The sequence below is a fragment of the Pseudooceanicola nanhaiensis DSM 18065 genome (assembly GCF_000688295.1).
In the GTDB taxonomy this organism is placed as follows: Bacteria; Pseudomonadota; Alphaproteobacteria; order Rhodobacterales; family Rhodobacteraceae; genus Pseudooceanicola; species Pseudooceanicola nanhaiensis.
The window spans coordinates 212,427-234,450 of sequence record NZ_JHZF01000014.1; the positions used below are offsets into that span (position 1 = coordinate 212,427).

Sequence of the window (22,024 nt, forward strand, 5' to 3'; positions counted from 1 at the left end):
AGGCACCGCCTAGACATGCGCCACCTCCATCCCGTGGGCCCCGCCCATCATCAGCCCGATCTGCTCGACCGTCAGGCCCTGCGCCGGCACGACCTCGGACAGCCGTCCCTCGTTCAGCGCCGCGAACCGGTCCGAGACCTCCATCAGCTCGTCGAGGTCCTGCGAAATCACGATCACCGCCGTGCCGCCCTCGGCCAGATCGAGCAGCGCCTGCCGGATCACCGCGGCGGCCGCCGCGTCCACGCCCCAGGTCGGCTGGTTCACCACCAGCACGTCGGGGCGCTGCATCACTTCCCGCCCGATCACGAACTTCTGCAGGTTCCCGCCCGAGAGCGAGCGCGCCGCGTTCTCCGTCCCGGGGGTGCGCACGTCGAATCGCTCGATGATCGCCTTCGCGAAGGCGCGCGCCTTCCCCCAGCGGAGAAAGCCGTTGGCCATCAGCCCCTCGCGCTCCGCCCCGGTCAGGAGCGCGTTCTCCGTCAGGCTCATGTCGGGCGCCGCGGCATGGCCCAGCCGTTCCTCGGGCGCCGTCAGCAGACCCATCCGGCGCCGCGCCATGGGCCCGAGCTGGCCGATCTCCTTGCCCTCCAGCACGACCATGCCGCGGGCCGAGGTCAGCTCGCCCGACAGCGCGGCCAGCAATTCGTCCTGTCCGTTCCCGGCCACCCCGGCCAGGCCCAGCACCTCGCCGCCGCGCACCTCGAAACTCACCTCCTTCAGCGAGGTCCCGAACTGCGAGGGCGATCTGACGCTCAGCCCCTTCAGCGCCAGCCGGACGGGACCGGGCGCCTTGCCGGTGCGCTCGGGCACCAGGAGCTCCGATCCCACCATCAGCTCGGCCATCTCGCGCGCCGTGGTCTCGCGCGGGGTGCATTCCGCCACCTTCCGGCCGAGCCGCAGGATCGTCGCCGCGTCGCAGAGCGCCCGGATCTCCTCGAGCTTGTGCGAGATATAGAGGATCGCCGTCCCCTCGGCCGACAGCTTCCGGAGCGTCGCGAAGAGGATCTCCACCTCCTGCGGTGTCAGCACGCTGGTCGGCTCGTCCATGATCAGGAGCTTCGGATCCTGCAGCAGGCAGCGCACGATCTCGACCCGCTGCCGCTCGCCCGCGCTCAGATCGCCCACCGTCCGGTAGGGATCGAGCGGCAGGCCGTATTGCTCCGAGACATCCCGGATACGCGTGGCGAGGTCGCGCATGGCCGGCGGGTCCGCCATGCCGAGCGCGATGTTCTCGGCCACGTTCAGCGCGTCGAACAGGGAGAAATGCTGGAACACCATCGCCACGCCCGCGGCCCGCGCCGCCTGCGGTTCGGAGGGTGCGAAGGCCGCGCCGTTCAGCACCATCTCGCCCGAATCGGGCTTCACCAGCCCGTAGATCATCTTGACCAGCGTGGATTTCCCGGCGCCGTTCTCGCCGAGCAGCGCGTGGACCTCCCCCCGACCGATGTCGAAGGAGACGTCGTCATTGGCGACGACCCCCGGATAGGCCTTGGTCAGCCCCCGGATCGAGAGAAGTATGTCCGTCCCCGTCACGCGATCTTGTCCTTCAGGGCGTCTTGCTGCGCCGTTTCCCTCATTAGCGCGGCGGCCACGCCCACGGCAATCGCCTGCGGATGTTTCCCGAGGCTCTTGTCGCCGATCGGACACCGGATGCGTGAGATTTGCGCGTCCGGGTGGCCCGCCTCGGCAAGCCGCTTGCGGAACCGCGCCCACTTGGTGGCCGAGCCGATCAGCCCGGCCCATCCGAAGCCCCGGCGCAGGAGCGCATCGCAGAGCGCGAGGTCGAGCGCGTGCGAATAGGTCAGCACCAGGTGGACCGCATCGCCGGGCGCATGGGCGGCCAGCCGGGCCGGGTCCGCCGCGGTCACGACCTCGACGCCCTCGGGCACCTCGTCCGGGAACCGCTCCGGCCCGGTGTCCACCCAGGTGATCGCGCGCCCGGGCAGCGGCGCCATGACCGACACGAGGGCCCGGCCCACATGGCCCGCGCCCCAGACCCAGAGCGCCCGCTCGGCCCGCGCCACCGGCTCCATGAGCCAGCCGTCCCGCAGCATCACCGGCACCGATGCGCCCTGCGCCCGCGCCCGGGCCACCGCCCGCCGCATCGCGAGCGGCATCTCTCCGGCGTCGCGCGCCACGGGGCGGGCGAAGCTCTCGCCGCCGAGCGCCGCCAGGCGTTCCGCATCGAAGGGCTCGAAGACCAGCACCACCGACCCGCCGCAGCATTGCGCCAGTTCCGGCCCGAGCGCCCGGCGCGCCACCTTCGGCGCCTCCAGCCCGCGCGCCTCCCGGATCGCCTCGAATTCCAGCGCCCCGCCGCCGATGGTCCCGGTCGGACCCGCCGGTCCCACGATCATCGCCGCTCCGGCCTCGCGCGGCGCGGATCCCCGCACCTCCGCGATCACCACCCGGACGACGCGCCCCTCGGCGGCGACCCGCCGCCGCAGGTGCTCCGGTTCAACGCCCATCCCGCACCCGCGTCACCGCCTTCAGCACCCGTTCCGGCGTCGCCGGCGCGTCGAGCGCCGGGTATCCGGGCCCGCAGGCCGCGACCGCATCCGACAGCGCCAGGAAGGCCGAGATCCCCAGCATGAAGGGCGGCTCGCCGACGGCCTTGGACCGGTGCACCGTCTCCTCCCGGTTGGGGCTGTCCCACAGGGCCACGTTGAACACGTCCGGCCGGTCCCCGCAGGCGGGGATCTTGTAGGTCGAGGGCGCATGGGTCCGAAGCCGCCCCGTGTCGTCCCAGACCAGCTCCTCGGTCGTCAGCCAGCCCGCGCCCTGCACGTAGCCGCCCTCCACCTGACCGATGTCGATCGCCGGGTTCAGCGAGGCGCCCGCGTCATGCAGGATGTCGGCCCGCAGGATCCGGTATTCGCCGGTCAGCGTGTCGATCACGACCTCGGTCACCGCCGCGCCGTAGGCGAAATAGAAGAACGGCCGCCCGCGTCCCGCGATCCGGTCCCAGGCGACCTTCGGCGTCCTGTAATACCCCGTGGACGACAGGCTGACGCGGTTCTCGTAGGCGAGCTTCACCGCGTCGGCGAAACGCAGCACCGCGTCGCCGGCGCGGACCTCGCCCTCGGCAAAGACCACCTCCGCCGCCTTCACCTGGTGGAGCTGGCCCACCACCTCCGCGATCCGGTCCCGGATCGTCTCGCAGGCCGCCTGCACCGCCATCCCGTTCAGGTCCGACCCCGACGAGGCCGCGGTGGCCGAGGTGTTCGGCACCTTGCCCGTATCCGTCGCGGTGATCCGCACCACGTCGCTCTCGACCCCGAACACCCGCGCCGCCACCTGCTGCACCTTCCGGTTCAGCCCCTGGCCCATCTCGGTCCCGCCATGGTTCATCGAGACCGAGCCGTCCTGGTAGACATGCACCAGGGCGCCCGCCTGGTTGAGATGGGTCAGCGTGAACGAGATCCCGAACTTCACCGGCGAAATCGCGATGCCCCGCTTCAGGATCGGCTGCGCGGCGTTCCATTCCGCCACTGCCGCCCTGCGCGCCACGTAATCCGACGAGGCCACCAGCGCGTCCGTCATCTCGTGCAGGATGAAATCCTCGACCTCCATCCCGTAGGGCGTGGTCTGCGCGCCCGGCGGCGGCACCGGCACAACCTCGTCCTCCACCGGCCCCGTCGCCCCGCGCGAGGTGAGGTCCAGGTGGTCATCCGCCCCGGGCTTCCTCTTGCCGGAAATATCCCGGGGGGAATCGGTCGAAGACCGATGGGGGGCTGGCCCCCCTCCGCCGCCGACGCCCGCGGCGTCGGCATAGTAATTCACCCGCCGCACCTCCAGCGGGTCCTTGCGCAGGGCATGGGCCACGTGATCGACCACCCGCTCCATGCCCAGCATGCCCTGCGGCCCGCCGAAGCCGCGGAAGGCGGTCGCGCTCTGCATGTTGGTCTTCAGCCGGTGGCTCTCGATCCGGCAGTTCTCCAGCAGATAGGCGTTGTCCGCATGCAGCATCGCCCGGTCGGCGACGGGCAGCGAGAGGTCCTGCGCCCATCCGCAGCGGGTGTAATGCCGGAAATCCACGCCGGCGATCCGCCCGGCATCGTCGAACCCCACGCGGTAATCGATGCGGAAATCGTGCCGCTTGCCGGTCACGACCATGTCGTCGTCCCGGTCATAGCGCATCCGGCAGACCCGGCCGGTCGCCCGCGCCGCCACCGCGCAGGCCACGGCGAGCGCGTTGCCCTGGCTTTCCTTGCCGCCGAAGCCGCCGCCCATGCGACGCATCTCGACCCGGACGTCGTGCATCGGCAGGCCGATGGCCTCGGCCACCTTGTGCTGGATCTCGGTCGGATGCTGGGTCGAGGAATGCACGACCATCCCGCCCGCTTCCTGCGGCACCGCCATCGCGGCCTGCCCCTCGAGGTAGAAATGCTCCTGCCCGCCGATCTCGATCCGGCCCTCGAGCACATGCGCCGCGCCCTCGATCGCCGCGGCGGCATCGCCCTTCTCGTAGATCCGCGGCCCGTCCTCGAACCGGCTGTCGGCCGCCAGCGCCTGTTCCACCGTCAGGATCGCGGGCAGTTCGGTGATCTCGATCCGGCCGAGGCGCGCGGCCTTGCGGGCCGCGAGATGGCTCCGCGCCACCACGAGGAAGAGCGGCTGGCCGAGGTAGAAGACCTCGTCCTCCGCCAGCAGCGGCTCGTCATGGATCGAGGGCGAGACGTCGTTCGCGAAGGGCAGGTCCGCCGCGGTCAGCACCGCGACCACGCCCGGCGCCGCGCGCACCGCCGTGAGGTCCATCGCGACGATCTCGCCGCGTGCGACATCGCTCAGGCCGAAGGCGAGGTGCAGGCTGCCGGCCGGCGCCTCGAGGTCGTCGACATAGCGCGCCTGCCCGGTGACATGCAGCTCCGCGCTGTCGTGGGGGAGGGGTTTCGTCACGCTCATGCCGAGACCTCCCGCACCCGCGTCGCCGCGCCGATGTCCTCGAGGAAATAGCGGATCAGCATGTTCCGCGCCGTCTCGAGCCGGTAGCCGGCCGAGGCGCGCATGTCGCTCATCGGCTGGAAATCCGCCTCCCAGGCGTCCCAGGCCGCGGCGATCGTATCCTCGGTCCAGGGCTGCCCGCGCAGGGCGTCCTCGACGGCCCTGGCCCGTTTCGGCACGCCCGCCATGCCGCCGAAGGCGATCCGCGCGCCGGTCACCAGCCCGTCCGAGACCTGCACGTTGAAGCAGCCGCAGACCGCCGAGATGTCCTGGTCGAAGCGTTTCGACAGCTTGTAGCAGGCCAGCCGGTCGGCCTGCCGCGGGACCGAGACGGCCTCGACGAATTCGCCGGGCTGGCGGTCCTGCCGGCCGTAATCGAGGAAGAATTCCTCCAGCGGCAGCGCCCGCCGCGCCGCGCCCTTCCTGAGGTGCAGCACCGCGCCGAGCGCCATCAGCGCGGGCGGCGCGTCCCCGATGGGCGAGCCGTTGGCGATGTTGCCGCCGATCGTGGCGGCGTTGCGCACCTGGACCGAGCCGAAGCGGTTCAGCATCCGGCCGAGGTCGGGGTGGTGGGGCGCGAAGGCGCGGGCCATCTCGGTGATCGTGACGGCGGCGCCCAGGCGGATCTCGGTTTCGCTCACCTGCACCTCGCGCAGGTCGTCGCAGCGGCCGACGAAGGCCACGGCGCCGAGGTCGTCGAGCCGTTTCGTGACCCAGAGCCCGACATCCGTCGCGCCGCCCACGATCCGCCCCTCGGGATGGGCGAGGCACCACTCGGCCAGCGCGTCCGCGCTGCGGATCACCGCCGCCGCGCCGCCGCTCAGGTCGTCCTGCGCCTGCGCCTCGGGCAGCTCGGGCGCGGCGGCCAGCGCTCCGGGCACCGGCGCCCCGGCGGCCGCCTCGGCGGCGCGCACGATGGGCGCGTAGCCGGTGCAGCGGCAGAGGTTGCCGGCCAGGACGGTGTCGTGATCGGTATCGCCCGCCACATGCGCGGCGGCCAGCGACATCACGATCCCGGGCGTGCAGAAGCCGCATTGCGAGCCGTGGTGATCCACCATCGCGCGCTGCACCGGGTGCAGGGTGCCATCGGGGGCGGCCAGCCCCTCGACGGTGGTCACCGAGCGCCCGTGCACCTGCGGCAGGAACAGGATGCAGGCGTTCAGCGCCATCGGCCCGCGCTCGTCGCGCAGCATCACGGTGCAGGCGCCGCAATCGCCCTCGTTGCAGCCTTCCTTGGTGCCGGTCAGCCCGCGTTCGGTGCGCAGCCAGTCGAGCAGGGTGGTCTGAGGCGACACCCCGTCCAGATCGACGCGCTCTCCGTTCAACAGAAAGGAGACCTTCATGACAATGTACCGCCGCCTTACCCTGTTGGCCCGGCAGGCCTGTCCCCGATGCGGCGTAGAGGACGGCTGGGCTTCGCTGTTTTCTTGAGCAAACCGGCCCGGAGCGGATTTGGCAAGCATTTCCTCGGGGCGGCCGCCGCGAACGCCCGCGGGCGCCCCGCAAAAGGGCAGGGGGGATCCCGGGCCTCTGTTCCTGATCGTGCGGCCCGGCCCTGCCGGGCCCGTCCGAAGGCGTCCGGTTCTCCCCGGACAGGTCAGGCAGGCGCAGCACCTGTCGCGCGTCCTGCGTGAAACGCCCCGCCGGAGCGCGCCGGACGCAAAACGGCCCCCGAAGCGCTTCGGGGGCCGTGGCGGGGCATGGCGTCACGCCCCGGGTTTCCGAACTCGGATCGCCGCGCCGCGCAACCGGGCGGAGCGCGCCGCCTGCCGCCTACTGCTGTTCCGGCACCAGGATCTCGCGCTTGCCGACGTGGTTGGCGGGCGAGACGAGGCCCTCGTCCTCCATCTGCTCCACGAGGCGCGCGGCCTTGTTGTAGCCGATGCCCAGCTTGCGCTGGATGTAGGAGGTCGAGCATTTGCGGTCCTTGATGACCACCGCCACCGCCTGGTCGTAGAGCGCGTCCTCGCCGTCGGTGTTGCCGCCGAGGCCGAGCACGAGGTCGATGTCGTTCTCCTTGTCCTCGGCCGGGCCTTCCACGACGCCGCCCACGTAATCCGGCGGGCCGTAGGCCTTGAGGTGGTTCACGATCTCCTCGACTTCCTCGTCCGAGACGAAGGGCCCGTGGCAGCGCTGGATCTTCGCGCCGCCGGCCATGTAGAGCATGTCGCCCTGGCCGAGGAGCTGCTCCGCCCCCATCTCGCCGAGGATGGTGCGGCTGTCGATCTTCGAGGTCACCTGGAAGGAAATCCGGGTCGGGAAGTTCGCCTTGATCGTGCCGGTGATGACGTCGACCGAAGGCCGCTGCGTCGCCATGATCAGGTGGATGCCGGAGGCCCGTGCCATCTGCGCGAGGCGCTGGATGCAGGCTTCGATCTCCTTGCCCGCGACCATCATCAGGTCGGCCATCTCGTCGACGATGACGACGATGTAGGGCATCTTCTCGGGCTGGATCTCCTCGGTCTCGAAGATGGGCTCGCCGGTGTCCTCGTCGAAGCCGGTCTGCACGGTGCGCGAGAACATCTCGCCCTTCGACAGCGCATCCGCCACCCGGCCGTTGTAGCCGTCGATGTTCCGGACGCCCATCTTGGACATCTTGCGATAGCGCTCCTCCATCTCGCCCACGGTCCACTTGAGCGCCACGACGGCCTTCTTCGGGTCGGTCACGACGGGGGACAGCAGGTGCGGGATGCCGTCGTAGACCGACAGTTCTAGCATCTTCGGGTCGATCATGATCAGCCGGCATTCCTCGGGCGTGCGCTTGTAGAGGAGCGACAGGATCATCGTGTTGATCGCGACGGATTTACCCGAGCCGGTGGTCCCCGCGATCAGCAGGTGCGGCATCTTGGCGAGGTTCGCCACCACCGCGCCGCCGCCGATGTCCTTGCCGAGCGCCAGCGGCAGCTTCATGTTGCTGTCGCCGAATTCACGGGCCGAGAGGATCTCGCGCAGGACGACCATCTCGCGGTTGTCGTTCGGCAGTTCGATCCCGATCACCGAGCGGCCCGGCACGGTCGAGACACGCGCCGAGAGCGCGGCCATGGAGCGGGCGATGTCGTCCGCGAGCCCGATCACGCGGGAGGCCTTGAGGCCCGGCGCCGGCTCCAGCTCGTACATGGTGACGACGGGGCCGGGACGGACCGAGACGATGTCGCCCTTCACGCCGTAATCGTCGAGCACGGTCTCGAGCATCCGGGCGTTTTCCTCGAGCGCCTCGTCGCTCAGGTGGTGCCGGGTGATGCCCGTGGGATCCATCAGCAGGTTGAGCGGCGGCAGGTCGAACTCCGCCGCGCGTTCCTCGAACTTGAGCTTGGGCTGGGCCTCTTCGCGGGCGCGGGTCGAGGGCTGGGCCTTGCGCGCGGGGGTCTGCACCACGCGGCGGGCCTGTTCGGCCGGCGCGGCCTGCGGGAGGCGCGGCGCGACCGGGGCCGGGGCCTCGGCCTCGGCTGCCTCGTCCTCCCAGGCGTCCATCCCGTAATCCTCGATCTCCTCGGCCTCGGGTTCGAGCGGGGCAGGGGAGGGGGCCACGACACGCGCCGCAGGGGCAGGGGAGGGGGCAGCGGCCCGCGGCGCCGGTGCCACGGCGGGCTGCGCGCCGCCGGTCAGCGGCGGTTCGGCGCGCGGGGTGCTGCCCAGGATCAGCGGGTCCGGCCCGCGGCCGCGGCCCTTGGTCAGCGGCTGGTGCGACGGCGCGGAGATCCGGCTGGAGGTGCGCGCGCGCTGGCGCACGGCGTCGGCGATCTTGGTCTTGATGCGGTCGTCGAGCGGCATCTCCTCGCCGGCGAGCATGCGGTCCTCGACCTCGGCGAAGGGCGCGGGGCCCTCGCCGGCGCGGCGGATCATCGAGGGCAGGCGGCTCAGGAAGCCGGCCTTGGGCGCGGGGGCGGGTGCCTCGATCGGGGTCTCGCGGACCGGGTAGGACGGGGCGGGGGCGCGGGTCACGCCGCCAAGCCGCGGCTGGGGCTGCGCCTGCACGGCGGGGGCGCGCAGCGGCGGCTCCTCGTAATGCTCGGGCAGGGTCTCCCAGGGATCGTCCTCGTAGAGCGGCTCCTCTGCCGGCGCGGCACGGCGAACGATGCCGCCCAGCCGGTCGCGGAACGAGGTGCGCGGCGCCTCCTCGTAGTCATCCTCGGGATAGGTCTCGATGACGTAATCCCCGGCCTCCGCGCGTTCCAGCGCCTCGGCGCGGCGGCGTTCCTTGCGGTCGCGCGCGGCCTCGCGGGCGGCGAGCGCCCCCGACCAGCCGGCCTGTGCGCCCCGGCCCAGCAGGCGGGTGACGGCGACATAGGCCAGGACCACGGCGTAGACGGCATAGCGCATCATGTTCCTCAGCTCGCCCCGGGTGAAGCCCAGCACGAAGATCCCGAGCGCCACGACACCGGCGCCCAGCACCAGGGACAGGATCTTGAGCCCGGCGGTCGCGCTGACCGGCGCGACCCCGATCAGCGTGCCCAGCACGGTGTCCCCGAACAGGCCGCCCAGCCCGAAGGAATGGCTCCACCCCTCACCGGGCACGAGCGATGCGGCATAGAGCGACAGGACCACGATCCAGATCGGCGCGAAGACGAGGCGCGACATCGCCCGTTCCTCGCCCTGGTGCAGCGCCAGCCGCACCCCCCAGACCAGCGCGAGGGCCGCGAAGCCCCATCCGCCGATCCCCAGGATCATGAACACCGGCGCCGCGATACCGGCGCCGAGCCGGCCGAGCCAGTTCTGCACCGGCTGGTCGGTCACCGACACCCAGGACGGATCGTCGGGCGAGTAGGAGGCGAAGGACAGTGTCAGCAGCACCCCGAGGGCGAGCACCAGCACACCGACCAGTTCCTTGCCCCGCTTCTCGATCGCGGCCTGCACGTTGCTGTCGAACAGGGGGTCGCGGCCCCTCGTCTGATATGCCATGTCCCTCTTCCTCATGCGTAGAGACAGTCTCTCAGGCGGGTGAGCGCCGGGACCATCTCGTCTATTGGGGCCACCATGGCGACCCGTATGTATTGCGTGCCGGGGTTCTCCCCGTCGACCGCCTGGCCGAAATAGGCGCCGGGCAGGACCCGCACCCCGGTCTCGGTCCAGGCCTTCAGCGCAGCCTGTTCGCCATCCTCGACGGGCAGCCACAGGAAGAAGCCCCCGTCGGGCCCGGCATAACCCGGCACGCCCGCGAAGACCTCGTCGGCGGCGGTGTATTTCTCGGCATAGAGCGCGCGGTTGGCGATCACGTGGTCCTCGTCGGACCAGGCGCGTTCCGCGACCCGCTGCAGCGGCAGCGGAACCGGCGCGCCGGCATAGGCGCGCAGCCGCCGGATGTGCGTCATGCTTTCGGGCCCGCCCGCGATGAAGCCCGCCCGCAGCCCCGGCAGGTTGGAGCGTTTGGACAGCGACTGGAACAGCGTCACCCGCTCCGGGTCCGTGCCGTTGGCCTCGGCCGCGGTCAGCACGCCCATGGGGGCGGTCTCGCCGCGGTAGATCTCGGAATAGCACTCGTCCGAGAAGACCCGGAAATCATGTTTCTCGGCCAGCGCCAGCAGCTCCGCCCAGTAGCCCGCATCGGCCACCGCGCCCTGCGGGTTGCCCGGCGTGCAGACATAGGCTGCGACGGTCCGGTCGAGGATCTCGGCCGGAAGCGCGCCGTAATCCGGCAGGAAGCCGGTCTGCCGGGTGGCGTTCACGAAGACCGGCTCCGCACCGATCGAAATCGCCGCGATCATGTAGACCTGGTAGAACGGGTTCGGGATCAGCACCACGGGCCGCTTGCCGCGCTTCTCCTCGGGCAGCAGCGCCATGGCGACGTTGTAGAGCCCCTCGCGGGTCCCGTTCAGCGCCATCGCGCGGCGCGCGGCATCGAAGTCGACCCCGTAGCGCCGTCCGATCCAGCCCGAGATCGCGTCCAGAAGCTCGGGCGATCCGTCGTTCGGCGGGTAGACCCCGAATCCCTCGACCGACTCGGCCAGCACCTGCGGGACCCATTCGGGGAAGGGATGCTTCGGCTCGCCGATGGTCATGTTCACGACCTCTCCGCCCGCCGGATGCGGGTCGAGAAGCGCGCGCAGACGCGGGAACGCGTAAGCCGGTAGGTTCGAAAACCGCTCGGGGAAAGTCATGAACTGCCTCTGGATCGGGGTCGTTTGGCCGCCCCGTTTGCCTGAAAATTAACGTCCGACAGGGGCTTCGTCCAGTAAGTTGAGCCTCTGCGGGAAGGTTTGTGGTATTTAGGACAATGCCGTTTCCGCACCCTTGCCCAGCCTCAGAAGGGCCTCTTCCGTGCCCGGAGCGCCCAGAATCATCAGCCCGGCCGAGGGCACGCCGGTCGGCAGCGTGAGGCCGCAGAGCCCCATCAGGTTGCCCACCCGGGTGTTCCGGAGCGCCAGCAGGTTCTCCCGCACGTAGTAGTCGTGATCCGACAGCATGCGCTCGGCCTCGGGCGGCAGGATCGGCGCCGTCGGCAGGATCACCGCGTCGAAGCCCGCGGTCCGGGCCTGCCAGAGCGCGCGGATCGCGTGAAGCCGCTCCCAGGCCGCGACGAAATCCGCCGCCGCATGGGCCTTGCCGCCGCGGAAGCGTTCGAGGATCTCGGGGAACATCTTTTCCGGCGCCGCCTCGATCACGTCCTTCCACAGGCCATAGGCCTCCGAGGTGAAGAGGATCCCCGAACTTGCGTTCGCCTCGGCCACCTCCGCCATCTCGAAGGGTTCCAGCACCGCCCCCGCGGCTTCCAGCGCGCGGCAGGCCCGCTCGAACCCTTCCTTCGGCTCGGGGCGCAGGTCGTCCATCACATGGCCCTGCAGCACGCCGAGGCGCGCCCCCTCGACACTGGCGCCGCGCAGGTCCGGGGCGCGGCCGTTCTCCAGCACCGCGAGCGCCAGCGCGCAATCCTCCACGCTGCGGCAGAGCGGTCCGATCGTGTCGAAGGTCTTGGCCAGCGGCACCACCCCCTCGAGCGAGAGCCGCCCCGGCGTCGTCTTCAGCCCCACGAGGTCGTTCCAGGCGGAGGGGATGCGCACCGAGCCGCCGGTGTCCGACCCGATCCCGATCGGCGCGAGCCCGAAGGCCACCGAGGCCGCGGCGCCCGAGGACGAGCCCCCCGGCACCGCCCGGGGATCGTTGACGTTCGGCGGCGTCGCGGTGACCGGGTTCAGCCCGATCCCCGAGAAGGCCAGTTCCGACATGTGCGTCTTGCCAAGGCACACGGTCCCGAGCGAGGTCGCCACCGCCAGCACGCGGGCATCGGCCTCGGGCACCCGCCCCTCCAGCAGCGCGGAGCCTGCCTCGGTCGCCACGCCGGCACTGTCGAAGAGGTCCTTCCATGAGACCGGAACACCGTCGAGCGGCGATCGCCGCAGGCCCAGTTTCGCCCGCTCCGACGCCGCCTTCGCCTCGGCCCGCGCCCGCCCGTGGGTCACCCGGGCATAGATCCGGTCGCGGTGCTCATGGCAGTCGATGGCCGCGAGGTAGCACTCGGTCAGGGCCAGAGGGTCGATCTCGCCCGCGCCGATTCCCCGGCCCAGTTCGCCCGCGCTCATCCACAGCCACTTGTCCATCATCCGCTCCTGTCCGGTTTTGCCGCGACGGTAGCGGCACCCGGGCGCATGGACAATCCCGTGCCCGGGGGCATATTCCCGGGGGAACGTCGTAGCGGAGCGGGAGCGGCCATGAGCAAGGACATCCTCATCGTGGGCGGCGGGCTGAACGGCCCCGCCCTGGCCCTGGGCCTCGCACAGGCGGGGTTCGCCGTCACCGTGATCGACGCCCTGCCGGCCGAAACCCGTGCGGAGCCCGCCTTCGACGGCCGCGCCTATGCGCTGGCGCTGGCCTCGGTGCGGCTCCTGCGGAACATCGGCGTCTGGGATGGCGTGGCGGGGTGCGCGCAGCCGATGCTCGGGATCAGGGTCTCCGACGGTCACGCGGGGCAGGGCGGCGGGCTCTTCGGGCTGGAGTTCGACCATGCCGAGATCGAGGAGGGCCCGATGGGCCACATGCTCGAGGACCGCTTCCTGCGCCGCGCCTTCCTCGACGCGATGGCCGCCGAACCCGGGATCACGCACCGCGCCGGCGAGACCGTGACCGCCCAGACCGCCGAGGCCACGGGCGTCACCCTGACGCTCGCCTCCGGAGAGACCCTCAGCGGCGCCCTGGTCATCGGCTGCGACGGCCGCACCAGCGGCACCGCCGCCCGCGCCGGCATCCGGCGCACCGCCTGGAGCTACGGCCAGACCGCGCTGGTCTGCGCGATCGCGCACGAGACACCGCACGAGGGCATCGCCCACCAGTTCTTCATGCCGCCCGGCCCGCTCGCGATCCTGCCGCTGCCCGGCAACCGCTCCTCCATCGTCTGGAGCGAGACGGAGGCGACCGCGCGCACCTTCCTGTCCCTGCCCGAAGCGGACTTCCTCGCCGCCCTGCGCCCGCGGTTCGGCGATTTCCTGGGCGCGATCTCGCTCGAGGGGCAGCGCTTCGCCTATCCGCTGGGGCTCAGCCTCGCGCAGAGCTTCATCGCCCCGCGCCTCGCTCTGGTCGGCGACGCGGCCCACGGGCTGCACCCGATCGCGGGGCAGGGCCTGAACGCGGGCCTGCGCGACATCGCGGCCCTCGTGCAGGTGCTGAAGGAGGCGCGCCAGCGCGGCGAAGATGTCGGCGCCAGCGACGTGCTCGGCCGCTACCAGCAATGGCGCCGCTTCGACACCGCCAGCCTCGCCTTCGCGACGGACATGTCGAACCGGCTGTTCTCGAACGACAATCCCCTGCTGCGCGCGGCGCGCGACATCGGCATGGGCGCGATCGGCGCATTGCCCCGCCTGCGCCGCGGCTTCATCCGCGAGGCCGCGGGCCTCACCGGGGACCTCCCCGACCTGATGCGCTGAGCCGCCTGCTTCCTCTTGCCGCAAATATCCCCGCCGGAGGCACAACGCGATTTGCCACGCAAATCGCAAAACATCGTGTGCGCGGCCCCTGAAAGGGGCCGCGCGCCGGTCGGACGGCGCCGCGCCGCGCGGCGCTCCGGGAGGGGCCGCGACATTTCCTGAAACTCCTCCGCCCCGCCTTGCGTGGTTCAGGGCATCGGACGGGCCCGACCGCCCGTCGCACCAACGGAGGACACCATGTTCAAGACCACCGCACTCGCCGCAGCCCTCGCCACCACCGCGACCTTCGCCCCGGCGCAGTACAATCCCACGGTCGGCGGCGCGCCGATGATGGCCGACAAGACCATCGCCGAAAACGCCTCGGCCGCGCCCAACCTGACCACGCTGGTCGCCGCGGTGAAGGCCGCCGGCATGGCCGAGACGCTGATGGGCAATGGCCCCTTCACCGTCTTCGCCCCGACGGACGCGGCCTTCGGAATGATCTCCGAGGCCAGCCTGACCCAGCTGATGGACGAGAGGAACGTCGCGCAGCTCCAGCAGATCCTCGGCTGCCACGTGGTCGCCGCCGAAGCCTTCTCGACCGACATCGCCGGCATGATCGCGGATGACGGCGGCATGCATGCGGTGCCCACGGTGGGCGGCTGCGAGCTGCAGGCCTACATGGAAGGCGACGCGTTGAAGCTCAAGGACGAGAACGGCCGCGTGGCCACCGTCACCACGGCGGATGTGGACCAGTCGAACGGTGTGGTCCACGTGATCGACCGCGTGATCCTGCCCTCCGGCCAGGCCGGCTGAACCTGCGGCGACCAGAGGCCGGACAAGGCGGGCGCAAAGCCCCCGGGACGTGCAGCGGAAAAGACAGGAAAGGGCGCCCTCCGTGGCGCCCTTTCCGCCGCCCGCCGCGCGCCCCCCCGGAACGCGAAAGGCCGCCCCGGAGGGCGGCCTTCGAGATCCCGGCGAAGCGGCGCTCAGCGGCGGTCGTCTTCGTCCTCGTCCTCGTCGTCATGGGTGCCGCCGGGGAGGTTGAAGAAGCTGTCGGCATCGGCGAAATCGCCCGCCTTCTCCTTGTCGTCCTCGTCCTCGTCCTCGCTGAACGAGAAGGTCTCGAGCCCCTCGATGGCGGTCGGCATCCGCGGCTCGGTCTCCATCCCGAGGCTCTGCTCGGTCGACAGCAGCTTGCGGCGTTCGTCATCCGTCATCGCCGCGCCTTCGGCCGCGCGCTTGGAGGCGGCCTTCTGCACGGCGGCGTCCAGCTCGGTCTGCTTGCAGAGCCCAAGCGCGACGGGGTCGATCGGCTGCATGGAGGCGATGTTCCAGTGGGTCCGCTCGCGGATCGACTGGATCGTCGGCTTGGTGGTGCCCACGAGCTTCGAGATCTGGCCGTCCGACAGTTCGGGGTGGAACTTCACCAGCCAGAGGATCGCGTTCGGCCGGTCCTGGCGCTTCGACAGCGGGGTGTAGCGCGGGCCGCGGCGCTTTTCCTCGCCGACGGCGGCGGCGTTGAACTTCAGCTTCAGCTTGTGCGTCGGGTTCTTCTCGGCCGCGTCGATCTCTTCCTGGGTCAGCTGGTTGTTGGCGACAGGGTCGAAGCCCTTCACCCCCGCGGCCACGTCGCCATCGGCGATGCCCTGCACCTCGAGCTCGTGCATCCCGGTGAAATCGGCGATCTGCTTGAAGGTGATCGTCGTGTTGTCCACCAGCCAGACGGCGGTCGCCTTGGCCATGATCGGTTTGCTCATTTCGGCACTCCTTCGAACCTGATGCCTATGCAAATCTTCCCCGTCGCCCGGTGAAGGGCGGCACCGGAGGTTCGGTGCGGGTTTCCGTTGTCGGGGAACTTGGCGGCTATATAGTCGGCGAACATCGCAAATGGAAGCCCGAATGCACCGCCTTGCCGTTCAGACCCTGTTGATGCTCTCCCTCGCCCTGCCGCTCCGGGCCGAGGGCGAGCAGGCGGGCGATTTCGAATACTACCTGCTGGCCCTCTCCTGGTCGCCCAACTGGTGCGCGCTGGAGGGCGAGGCCCGGCGCTCCGATCAATGCGCGCCGGGCCGCCGGTTCGGCTGGGTGCTGCACGGTCTCTGGCCGCAGGGCGAGCGGGGGTATCCGAGCTATTGCCGGACCCGGGCGCGGGATCCCTCGCGCGGGCAGACCGGTGCGATGGCGGACATCATGGGGACGGGCGGGTCGGCGTGGTACCAGTGGAAGAAGCACGGCCGCTGTTCGGGGCTGGAGCCGGACGCCTATTTCGGGCAGGCCCGCAGGGCCTTCGAGGCGGTCGCCAAGCCCGAGGTCTTCCGGGAACTCGACCGCGACGTCCGCCTGCCCGCCCGGGTGGTCGAGGAGGCATTCCTCGAGGCGAACCCCGGGCTCCGGCGCGACGAGGTGACGGTGACCTGCAAGCAGGGCTACATCCAGGAGGTGCGGCTCTGCCTGACGAAGGATCTCGAGCCCCGGCGCTGCGGCAACGACGTGCTGCGGGACTGCAACCTCGGCGATGCGCGGTTCGAGGCAATCGACTGAAGGGAGCGGTCCGGTCCGGTGCGGGCAGGGCCGGCACCCCGGGGCGGAACAGGCGCCGCGCGCCAGGGTCCGGCAGCCGCGCTCCGATCCGGCGGTCGGCCGGGCTCGGGCCCGGCCCGTGCGTCTACTCTCCCGCCACCTCGAGCATGATCTTCCCGATATGCGCCGAGCTCTCCATCCGGGCATGGGCCTCGGAGGCCTTCTCGAAGGCGAAGGTGCTGTCCATCACCGGCGCGATGCGGCCCTTGCCCAGCCGGGGCCAGACCGTCTCGCGCAGCTGTTCGGCGATCTCCGCCTTGGCGGCATCGCTCTGCGGGCGCAGTGTCGAGCCGGTGATCGTCAGGCGTTTCACCATCACCAGCGCGAAGTTCACCTCGGCCTTCGGGCCCTGCAGGAAGGCGATGTGCACCAGCCGCCCGTCCACGGCCAGGGCGTTGATGTTGCGCGGGATGTAATCGCCGCCCACCATGTCGAGGATCAGGTCCATCCCGCCCTCGTCCTTCAGCGCCTTGACGAAATCCTCGTCGCGGTAGTTGATCGCCCGCTCCGCCCCGAGGTCGAGGCAGGCGCGGCATTTTTCGCCCGACCCGGCGGTGGTGAAGACGCGCGCCCCGAAGGCCTTCGCGAGCTGGATCGCCACCGTGCCGATGCCGGAGGATCCGCCGTGGACGAGGAATTTCTCGCCCGCCTTGAGTCCGCCGCGCATGAAGACGTTGGACCAGACGGTGAAGAAGGTTTCGGGCAGCGCCGCCGCCTCCCGCATGGAGAACCCGTCGGGCACCGGCAGGCAATGGGCCGCGGGCGTCACCACGTATTCGGCATAGCCGCCGCCGGGCAGCAGGGCGCAGACCCGTTCGCCGGGCTTGAGGCTCACGCCCGGGCCCACCTTCTCGACCACGCCCGAGGCTTCCAGCCCCGGCAGGTCGCTGGCGCCCGGGGGCGGGTCGTAGGCGCCCGCCCGCTGCAGGGCATCGGGGCGATTCACGCCCGCGAAGGCCACCTTGATCAGCACCTCGCCGGGGCCGGGTTCGGGCATCGGGCGCTCGCAGGGCACCAGCACCTCGGGGCCGCCGGGCTTGGAAATCTCGATCGCGCGCATGGTCTGGGTCATCCTGTCCTCCTTGTCGGCGCGACTATCGGCGGGCACGCGCCGATTGTCCATCAGCCGGGACGGCCCTCTAGGTGACGGGCCGCGGCCAGCCCGGCCTGCCGCCCCGTCGCAAGACAGGCGGTCAGCAGGTAGCCGCCCGTCGGCGCCTCCCAGTCCAGCATCTCTCCGGCGGCAAAGACGCCCGGCCGGTCCCTCAGCATGAGGTCCGGCTCCAGGGCGTCGAACCGGAGCCCGCCGGCGGTCGAGATCGCCCGGTCGAGCGGTGCAAGACCGGCCACCGGCACAGGCAACGCCTTCAGCAGCGGCGCAAGGTCCTCGGGCAGGGGGCGGCCGCATTCCATCACCAGCGCGCGCGCCATCGAGGACAGATTCACCGCCCGCCGCAGGTGGTTGGCGAGGCTGTCGCCGCGCCGCCGGCGTGCCAGCCGCTGCCGAAGCGTCTCGGTCCCGAGGTCGGGGAAGAGGTCGATCGTCAGCGGCGCGCCCTCGCGCAGCGCGGGCGTCAGCGGGTAGACGCCGCCGCCCTCCAGCCCGGTGGCCGAGATCACCGCCTCGCCGCGCGAGACGCGGTCTCCGGCATGGAAGGCGACACCCTTCAGGGGCGTGCCGAAATGCGGCTGCATATGCGCGGACCACTCGACGCGGATCCCCGCGTTCGACGGGCGGAAGGGGGCGAGCCGGTCCGCGGGGAAGGCCGCGCTCCAGCGCCCGTCCGAGCCGAGTCGCGCCCAGCTTGCGCCGCCGAGGGCCAGCACGATCGCCTCCGCCGCGACGCGCCGCGTCCCGTCGGGCGTCTCGAACAGCGCGACGGGGCCGTCCCAGCCGGTCCAGCGCCAGCGGGTCCGCAGCTCGGTCCCGCCCTCGCGCAGCCGGGCGAGCCAGGCGCGGAGCAGGGGCGAGGCCTTCATCGCCTCGGGAAAGACCCGACCCGTCGAGCCGGTGAAGAGCGGTTGTCCCAGGCCCTCGGCCCAGCTCATCACGGCGGCTGGCCCGAAGCCGTCGAGCGCCGTGGCAAGCTCGGCGGCCGCGCCGCCATAGGCCGCGCGGAAGGCGGGCGCGGGCTCCTCCTTCGTCAGGTTCAGCCCGGACTTTCCGGCCATCAGCAGCTTGCGCCCGACGCTCGGCATCCGCTCGGCGACCACGGGGGCGAAGCCCGCCTCCGCCAGCGTCCCGGCGGCCATCAGCCCGGCGGGGCCGCCCCCGATGACGAGGGCGCGGAGGGTCTCGGTCTCGCTCAAGAGGTTGCCTTTCGCTGGGTCCGGAGCATCCTCTACGCCCGCGAGACCGGGAGAGACAAGTGACCGATCCGATCTGCCCGCTCTGCCTGCGCCCGATCCCGCCGGAGGCGCGCCAGAGCCTGCACCACCTCGTGCCCCGGCTGAAGGGCGGCAAGGGCGGGCCGACGGTGCTGCTGCACCAGATCTGCCATAACGAGATCCACGCGACCCTGAGCGAGGCCGAACTGGCGCGGGCGTACGACACGCCCGAGAAGCTGCGCGCCCATCCCCGGCTCGCGAAATTCGCGGCCTGGGTCGGCAGGCGCCCGCCCGGTTTCCACTCGAAAACCCCGGGTGGCCGGCGCAAGAGGCGGTGAGCGCGACGGGCCTCCGCGAGCCGGGCTTGGGCCCGGCCTGCCCCTGCGCCGTCGCGTGGGTTTCCAACCCGCCCCCTCTCCCCATCCCCGCTGGACCTCCCCGCCCCCGGCCATTACTCTCGCCCGCGACCACAAGGGGACTCCATGACCGCAGCCGAGAAGCCCGCCTACCAGGTGCTGGCCCGGAAATACCGGCCCGAAACCTTTGCCGATCTCGTCGGCCAGGATGCGATGGTGCGCACCCTGAAGAACGCCTTCAAGGCGGACCGGATCGCGCAGGCCTTCATCATGACCGGCATCCGGGGGACGGGTAAGACGACCACCGCCCGGATCATCGCCAAGGGGATGAACTGCATCGGTCCGGACGGCAACGGCGGCCCCACGACCGAACCCTGCGGCGTCTGCGAACATTGCAAGGCGATCATGGAGGGCCGCCATGTCGACGTGCTCGAGATGGACGCGGCCTCGAACACCTCCGTCAACGACATCCGCGAGATCATCGACTCGGTGCATTACCGGGCGGCCTCCGCGCGCTACAAGATCTACATCATCGACGAGGTGCACATGCTCTCGACCAGCGCATTCAACGCGCTGCTCAAGACGCTGGAGGAGCCGCCCGCCCATGTGAAGTTCATCTTCGCCACGACCGAGATCCGGAAGGTCCCGGTGACGGTCCTGTCACGCTGCCAGCGCTTCGACCTGCGCCGGATCGAGCCCGAGGTCATGCTGGGCCTGCTGCGGAAGATCGCCGACCGGGAAGAGGCGCAGATCACCGACGAGGCGCTGAGCCTCATCACCCGCGCGGCCGAGGGTTCGGCCCGCGACGCGACATCGCTTCTCGACCAGGCGATCAGCCACGGCGCGGGCGAGACGGGGGCCGAACAGGTCCGCGCGATGCTGGGGCTGGCCGACCGGGGGCGGGTGCTCGACCTGTTCGAGATGGTCATGCGCGGCGATACCGGCGCGGCGCTCGGCGAGCTCTCGCAGCAATATGCCGACGGCGCCGACCCGATGGCGGTGCTGCGCGACCTGGCCGAGATCACGCACTGGATCTCGGTCGTGCAGATCACGCCCGAGGCCGCCGAGGATCCGACCATCGGCCCCGACGAACGGCTCCGCGGTCAGGACCTCGCGCAGCGTCTGCCGATGCGGGTGCTGACCCGGATGTGGCAGATGCTGCTCAAGGCGATGGAAGAGGTCGCCTCTGCCCCGAACGCGATGATGGCCGCCGAGATGGCGGTGATCCGGCTGACCCACGTGGCCGAGCTGCCCTCGCCCGAGGAGCTGCTGCGGCGCTTGCAGGACAGCCCGCCGCCGCCGCCCTCCGGCGGGTCCGGGGGCGGTCTGCCTGCGCCGGGGCCGGCCGGGGCGCGCGGCGGGCCGGGGGCCCATGCGCCCGCGCCGCAGGGCGAGCCGATGACGACCTCCTACCGGCAGGACGGCGGCACGGTCGCCGCTTCGGGCGGCGCGGTGCAGGCGCTGGCCACGGACCAGGCGCTGGCGCGCTACCCGACCTTCGAGCATGTGGTCGAGCTGGTCCGCGTGAACCGCGACGTGAAGCTGCTGGTCGAGATCGAGACCACGCTCCGCCTTGCCGCCTACCAGCCCGGCCGGATCGAATTCGTGCCGACCGAGCGGGCGCCCGCCGACCTCGCGCAGCGGCTCGGCCAGAAGCTCCAGCAATGGACCGGCAACCGCTGGGCGGTCACCATCGTGAACGAGGGCGGCGCCGAGACGATCGCCGAGGTCAGGGATGCCAAGGTCCGCGCGCTGAAGGCGCAGGCGGCCGAGCACCCGATGGTGCAGGCGGTCCTCGCGGCCTTCCCGAAAGCCTCGATCCACGCGGTCCGGACGCCCGAGGAGATCGCGGCGGAGGCCGAGGCCGAGGCGCTGCCCGAGGTCGAGGACGAATGGGATCCCTTCGAGGAGGAATGATCCCCCCACTTCCCCTTGCACCATGGCGCAAGCGCCGCCATGTGCAGACCCAGACCCCCCGGCGGCCGAGGCCGTCGACACCAACGACAGGAGCAAGACGATGTTCAAAGGCCTCGGCAACATGGGCGACATGGCCAAGATGCTGAAATCCGCGCAGGACCTTCAGCAGAAGATGGCGGACCTTCAGGAAGAGATGCACAACATCATGGTCGAGGGCACCTCGGGCGCGGGCCTCGTGAAGGCGACCTGCTCCGCGAAGGGAGAGCTCAAGGGCCTCGATATCGACCCGTCGATCTTCAACCCCGAAGAGAAGGAAGTGGTCGAGGACCTGATCCTCGCCGCGATCAAGGACGCCCAGACCCGGGCGCAGGAACGCTCGCAGGAAGAGATGAACAACCTGACCGAGAGTATGGGCCTGCCCAAGGACATCAAGTTCCCGTTCTGAGGGGGCTGCGGAGCACCAGGTGAGTTCCAACCGCGACATCGACGCTCTGATCGACATGATGGCGAAGCTGCCGGGCCTCGGCCCGCGCTCCGCCCGGCGCGCGGTGCTGCACATGATCCGGAAGAAGACGCTGGTGCTGCACCCGCTGACCGAGCTTCTGCAGGCGGTCGCGCTGAACGTGCGCGAATGCGTGAACTGCGGCAACCTCGGCTCGGGCGCGGTCTGCGACATCTGCGCCTCCGAGAAGCGCGCCAACGGCGAGCTCTGCGTGGTCGAGGACGTGGCCGACCTCTGGGCGATGGAACGCTCGGGGGTCTTCCGCGGGCGCTACCACGTGCTGGGCGGCACGCTCTCGGCGCTCGATGCCGTCGGGCCCGAGGAACTGCGGATCCCCAGGCTGATCGAGCGGGTGAGCTCCGAGGGGATCACCGAGGTCATCCTGGCGCTCAACGCCACCGTGGACGGCCAGACCACCGCGCATTACATCGCCGACCAGCTTGACGGGCATGTCCGGCTGACCTCCCTCGCGCAGGGGGTGCCGATCGGAGGAGAGCTCGACTACCTCGACGACGGCACGATCTCGGCCGCGCTGAAGGCCCGCAAGGCGGTCTGACCGCCCG

The 22,024-nt window shown here is 71.0% G+C and carries 17 protein-coding genes; 7 read left to right on the forward strand and 10 right to left on the reverse strand.

Annotation, left to right across the window (positions count from 1 at the left end; genetic code table 11):
• Positions 1–9: 9 nt before the first annotated feature.
• From Q344_RS0118025 to Q344_RS0118055, 7 genes are all read right to left on the reverse strand, one after another.
• Complete coding sequence (locus Q344_RS0118025) at positions 10–1,533, reverse strand: ABC transporter ATP-binding protein (protein ID WP_028287995.1); 1,524 nt, start codon at positions 1,531–1,533, stop codon at positions 10–12.
• Positions 1,530–2,468, reverse strand: coding sequence for a xanthine dehydrogenase accessory protein XdhC (gene xdhC, locus Q344_RS0118030; RefSeq protein ID WP_028287996.1), 939 nt, complete (start codon positions 2,466–2,468; stop codon positions 1,530–1,532). Before xdhC ends, Q344_RS0118025 begins: the two co-directional genes overlap by 4 nt.
• On the reverse strand, positions 2,458–4,905 hold the full coding sequence (gene xdhB / locus Q344_RS0118035) for a xanthine dehydrogenase molybdopterin binding subunit (protein ID WP_028287997.1): 2,448 nt from the start codon (positions 4,903–4,905) through the stop codon (positions 2,458–2,460). The genes xdhC and xdhB overlap by 11 nt, the downstream gene beginning before the upstream one ends.
• A complete protein-coding gene (gene xdhA, locus Q344_RS0118040) occupies positions 4,902–6,287 on the reverse strand; it encodes a xanthine dehydrogenase small subunit (protein ID WP_028287998.1) in 1,386 nt (461 codons plus the stop codon). The genes xdhB and xdhA overlap by 4 nt, the downstream gene beginning before the upstream one ends.
• Positions 6,288–6,717: 430 nt before the next feature.
• Complete coding sequence (locus tag Q344_RS0118045) at positions 6,718–9,843, reverse strand: DNA translocase FtsK (RefSeq protein WP_028287999.1); 3,126 nt, start codon at positions 9,841–9,843, stop codon at positions 6,718–6,720.
• A gap of 11 nt (positions 9,844–9,854) precedes the next feature.
• On the reverse strand, positions 9,855–11,039 hold the full coding sequence (locus tag Q344_RS0118050) for an aminotransferase class I/II-fold pyridoxal phosphate-dependent enzyme (protein ID WP_028288000.1): 1,185 nt from the start codon (positions 11,037–11,039) through the stop codon (positions 9,855–9,857).
• Between the two features lie 108 nt (positions 11,040–11,147).
• Positions 11,148–12,476 carry an amidase gene (locus Q344_RS0118055; RefSeq protein WP_028288001.1) on the reverse strand — a complete coding sequence of 443 codons (1,329 nt, stop codon included), beginning with the start codon at positions 12,474–12,476 and terminating at the stop codon, positions 11,148–11,150.
• Between the two features lie 48 nt (positions 12,477–12,524).
• Between Q344_RS0118055 and Q344_RS0118060 the strand changes: the two genes are divergently transcribed.
• Both Q344_RS0118060 and Q344_RS0118065 read left to right on the forward strand, forming a co-directional pair.
• Positions 12,525–13,796 (forward strand): UbiH/UbiF/VisC/COQ6 family ubiquinone biosynthesis hydroxylase, encoded by a 1,272-nt coding sequence (locus Q344_RS0118060; protein WP_084178482.1) that lies wholly within the window; start codon positions 12,525–12,527, stop codon positions 13,794–13,796.
• A 237-nt stretch (positions 13,797–14,033) separates the two neighbouring features.
• Positions 14,034–14,591, forward strand: coding sequence for a fasciclin domain-containing protein (locus Q344_RS0118065; RefSeq protein WP_028288003.1), 558 nt, complete (start codon positions 14,034–14,036; stop codon positions 14,589–14,591).
• Positions 14,592–14,764: 173 nt separating this feature from the next.
• On the opposite strand, the gene Q344_RS0118070 is transcribed toward Q344_RS0118065, so the two are convergent.
• Complete coding sequence (locus tag Q344_RS0118070) at positions 14,765–15,535, reverse strand: DUF1013 domain-containing protein (protein WP_028288004.1); 771 nt, start codon at positions 15,533–15,535, stop codon at positions 14,765–14,767.
• A gap of 142 nt (positions 15,536–15,677) precedes the next feature.
• Here Q344_RS0118070 and Q344_RS0118075 point away from each other — a divergent pair, with 142 nt between their 5' ends.
• Positions 15,678–16,319 carry a ribonuclease T2 family protein gene (locus Q344_RS0118075; protein WP_051630814.1) on the forward strand — a complete coding sequence of 214 codons (642 nt, stop codon included), beginning with the start codon at positions 15,678–15,680 and terminating at the stop codon, positions 16,317–16,319.
• A gap of 124 nt (positions 16,320–16,443) precedes the next feature.
• On the opposite strand, the gene Q344_RS0118080 is transcribed toward Q344_RS0118075, so the two are convergent.
• Both Q344_RS0118080 and Q344_RS0118085 read right to left on the reverse strand, forming a co-directional pair.
• Positions 16,444–17,430, reverse strand: coding sequence for an NAD(P)H-quinone oxidoreductase (locus Q344_RS0118080; protein WP_028288006.1), 987 nt, complete (start codon positions 17,428–17,430; stop codon positions 16,444–16,446).
• Positions 17,431–17,480: 50 nt separating this feature from the next.
• A complete protein-coding gene (locus tag Q344_RS0118085; RefSeq protein WP_028288007.1) occupies positions 17,481–18,668 on the reverse strand; it encodes a TIGR03862 family flavoprotein in 1,188 nt (395 codons plus the stop codon).
• A gap of 59 nt (positions 18,669–18,727) precedes the next feature.
• Here Q344_RS0118085 and Q344_RS0118090 point away from each other — a divergent pair, with 59 nt between their 5' ends.
• From Q344_RS0118090 to recR, 4 genes are all read left to right on the forward strand, one after another.
• Entirely contained in the window at positions 18,728–19,024 is a 297-nt protein-coding gene (locus tag Q344_RS0118090) for an HNH endonuclease family protein (protein WP_028288008.1), read from the forward strand.
• A 144-nt stretch (positions 19,025–19,168) separates the two neighbouring features.
• A complete protein-coding gene (locus tag Q344_RS0118095; RefSeq protein ID WP_028288009.1) occupies positions 19,169–20,959 on the forward strand; it encodes a DNA polymerase III subunit gamma/tau in 1,791 nt (596 codons plus the stop codon).
• 100 nt (positions 20,960–21,059) lie between these two features.
• A complete protein-coding gene (locus tag Q344_RS0118100; RefSeq protein WP_028288010.1) occupies positions 21,060–21,404 on the forward strand; it encodes a YbaB/EbfC family nucleoid-associated protein in 345 nt (114 codons plus the stop codon).
• Positions 21,405–21,423: 19 nt separating this feature from the next.
• A complete protein-coding gene (gene recR, locus Q344_RS0118105; protein ID WP_028288011.1) occupies positions 21,424–22,017 on the forward strand; it encodes a recombination mediator RecR in 594 nt (197 codons plus the stop codon).
• Positions 22,018–22,024 lie beyond the last annotated feature (7 nt).

What these genes read in the sequence shown, in the direction of transcription:
- Q344_RS0118050 (WP_028288000.1), bottom strand. Translation starts at nt 11,039, where the DNA reads ATGACTTTCCCCGAGCGGTTTTCGAACCTACCGGCTTACGCGTTCCCG.
- Q344_RS0118055 (WP_028288001.1), bottom strand. Translation starts at nt 12,476, where the DNA reads ATGGACAAGTGGCTGTGGATGAGCGCGGGCGAACTGGGCCGGGGAATC.
- Q344_RS0118065 (WP_028288003.1), top strand. Translation starts at nt 14,034, where the DNA reads ATGTTCAAGACCACCGCACTCGCCGCAGCCCTCGCCACCACCGCGACC.
- Q344_RS0118080 (WP_028288006.1), bottom strand. Translation starts at nt 17,430, where the DNA reads ATGACCCAGACCATGCGCGCGATCGAGATTTCCAAGCCCGGCGGCCCC.
- Q344_RS0118045 (WP_028287999.1), bottom strand. Translation starts at nt 9,843, where the DNA reads ATGGCATATCAGACGAGGGGCCGCGACCCCCTGTTCGACAGCAACGTG.
- xdhC (WP_028287996.1), bottom strand. Translation starts at nt 2,468, where the DNA reads ATGGGCGTTGAACCGGAGCACCTGCGGCGGCGGGTCGCCGCCGAGGGG.
- xdhB (WP_028287997.1), bottom strand. Translation starts at nt 4,905, where the DNA reads ATGAGCGTGACGAAACCCCTCCCCCACGACAGCGCGGAGCTGCATGTC.
- Q344_RS0118075 (WP_051630814.1), top strand. Translation starts at nt 15,678, where the DNA reads ATGCACCGCCTTGCCGTTCAGACCCTGTTGATGCTCTCCCTCGCCCTG.
- Q344_RS0118060 (WP_084178482.1), top strand. Translation starts at nt 12,525, where the DNA reads ATGGACAATCCCGTGCCCGGGGGCATATTCCCGGGGGAACGTCGTAGC.
- Q344_RS0118070 (WP_028288004.1), bottom strand. Translation starts at nt 15,535, where the DNA reads ATGAGCAAACCGATCATGGCCAAGGCGACCGCCGTCTGGCTGGTGGAC.
- Q344_RS0118100 (WP_028288010.1), top strand. Translation starts at nt 21,060, where the DNA reads ATGTTCAAAGGCCTCGGCAACATGGGCGACATGGCCAAGATGCTGAAA.
- xdhA (WP_028287998.1), bottom strand. Translation starts at nt 6,287, where the DNA reads ATGAAGGTCTCCTTTCTGTTGAACGGAGAGCGCGTCGATCTGGACGGG.
- Q344_RS0118095 (WP_028288009.1), top strand. Translation starts at nt 19,169, where the DNA reads ATGACCGCAGCCGAGAAGCCCGCCTACCAGGTGCTGGCCCGGAAATAC.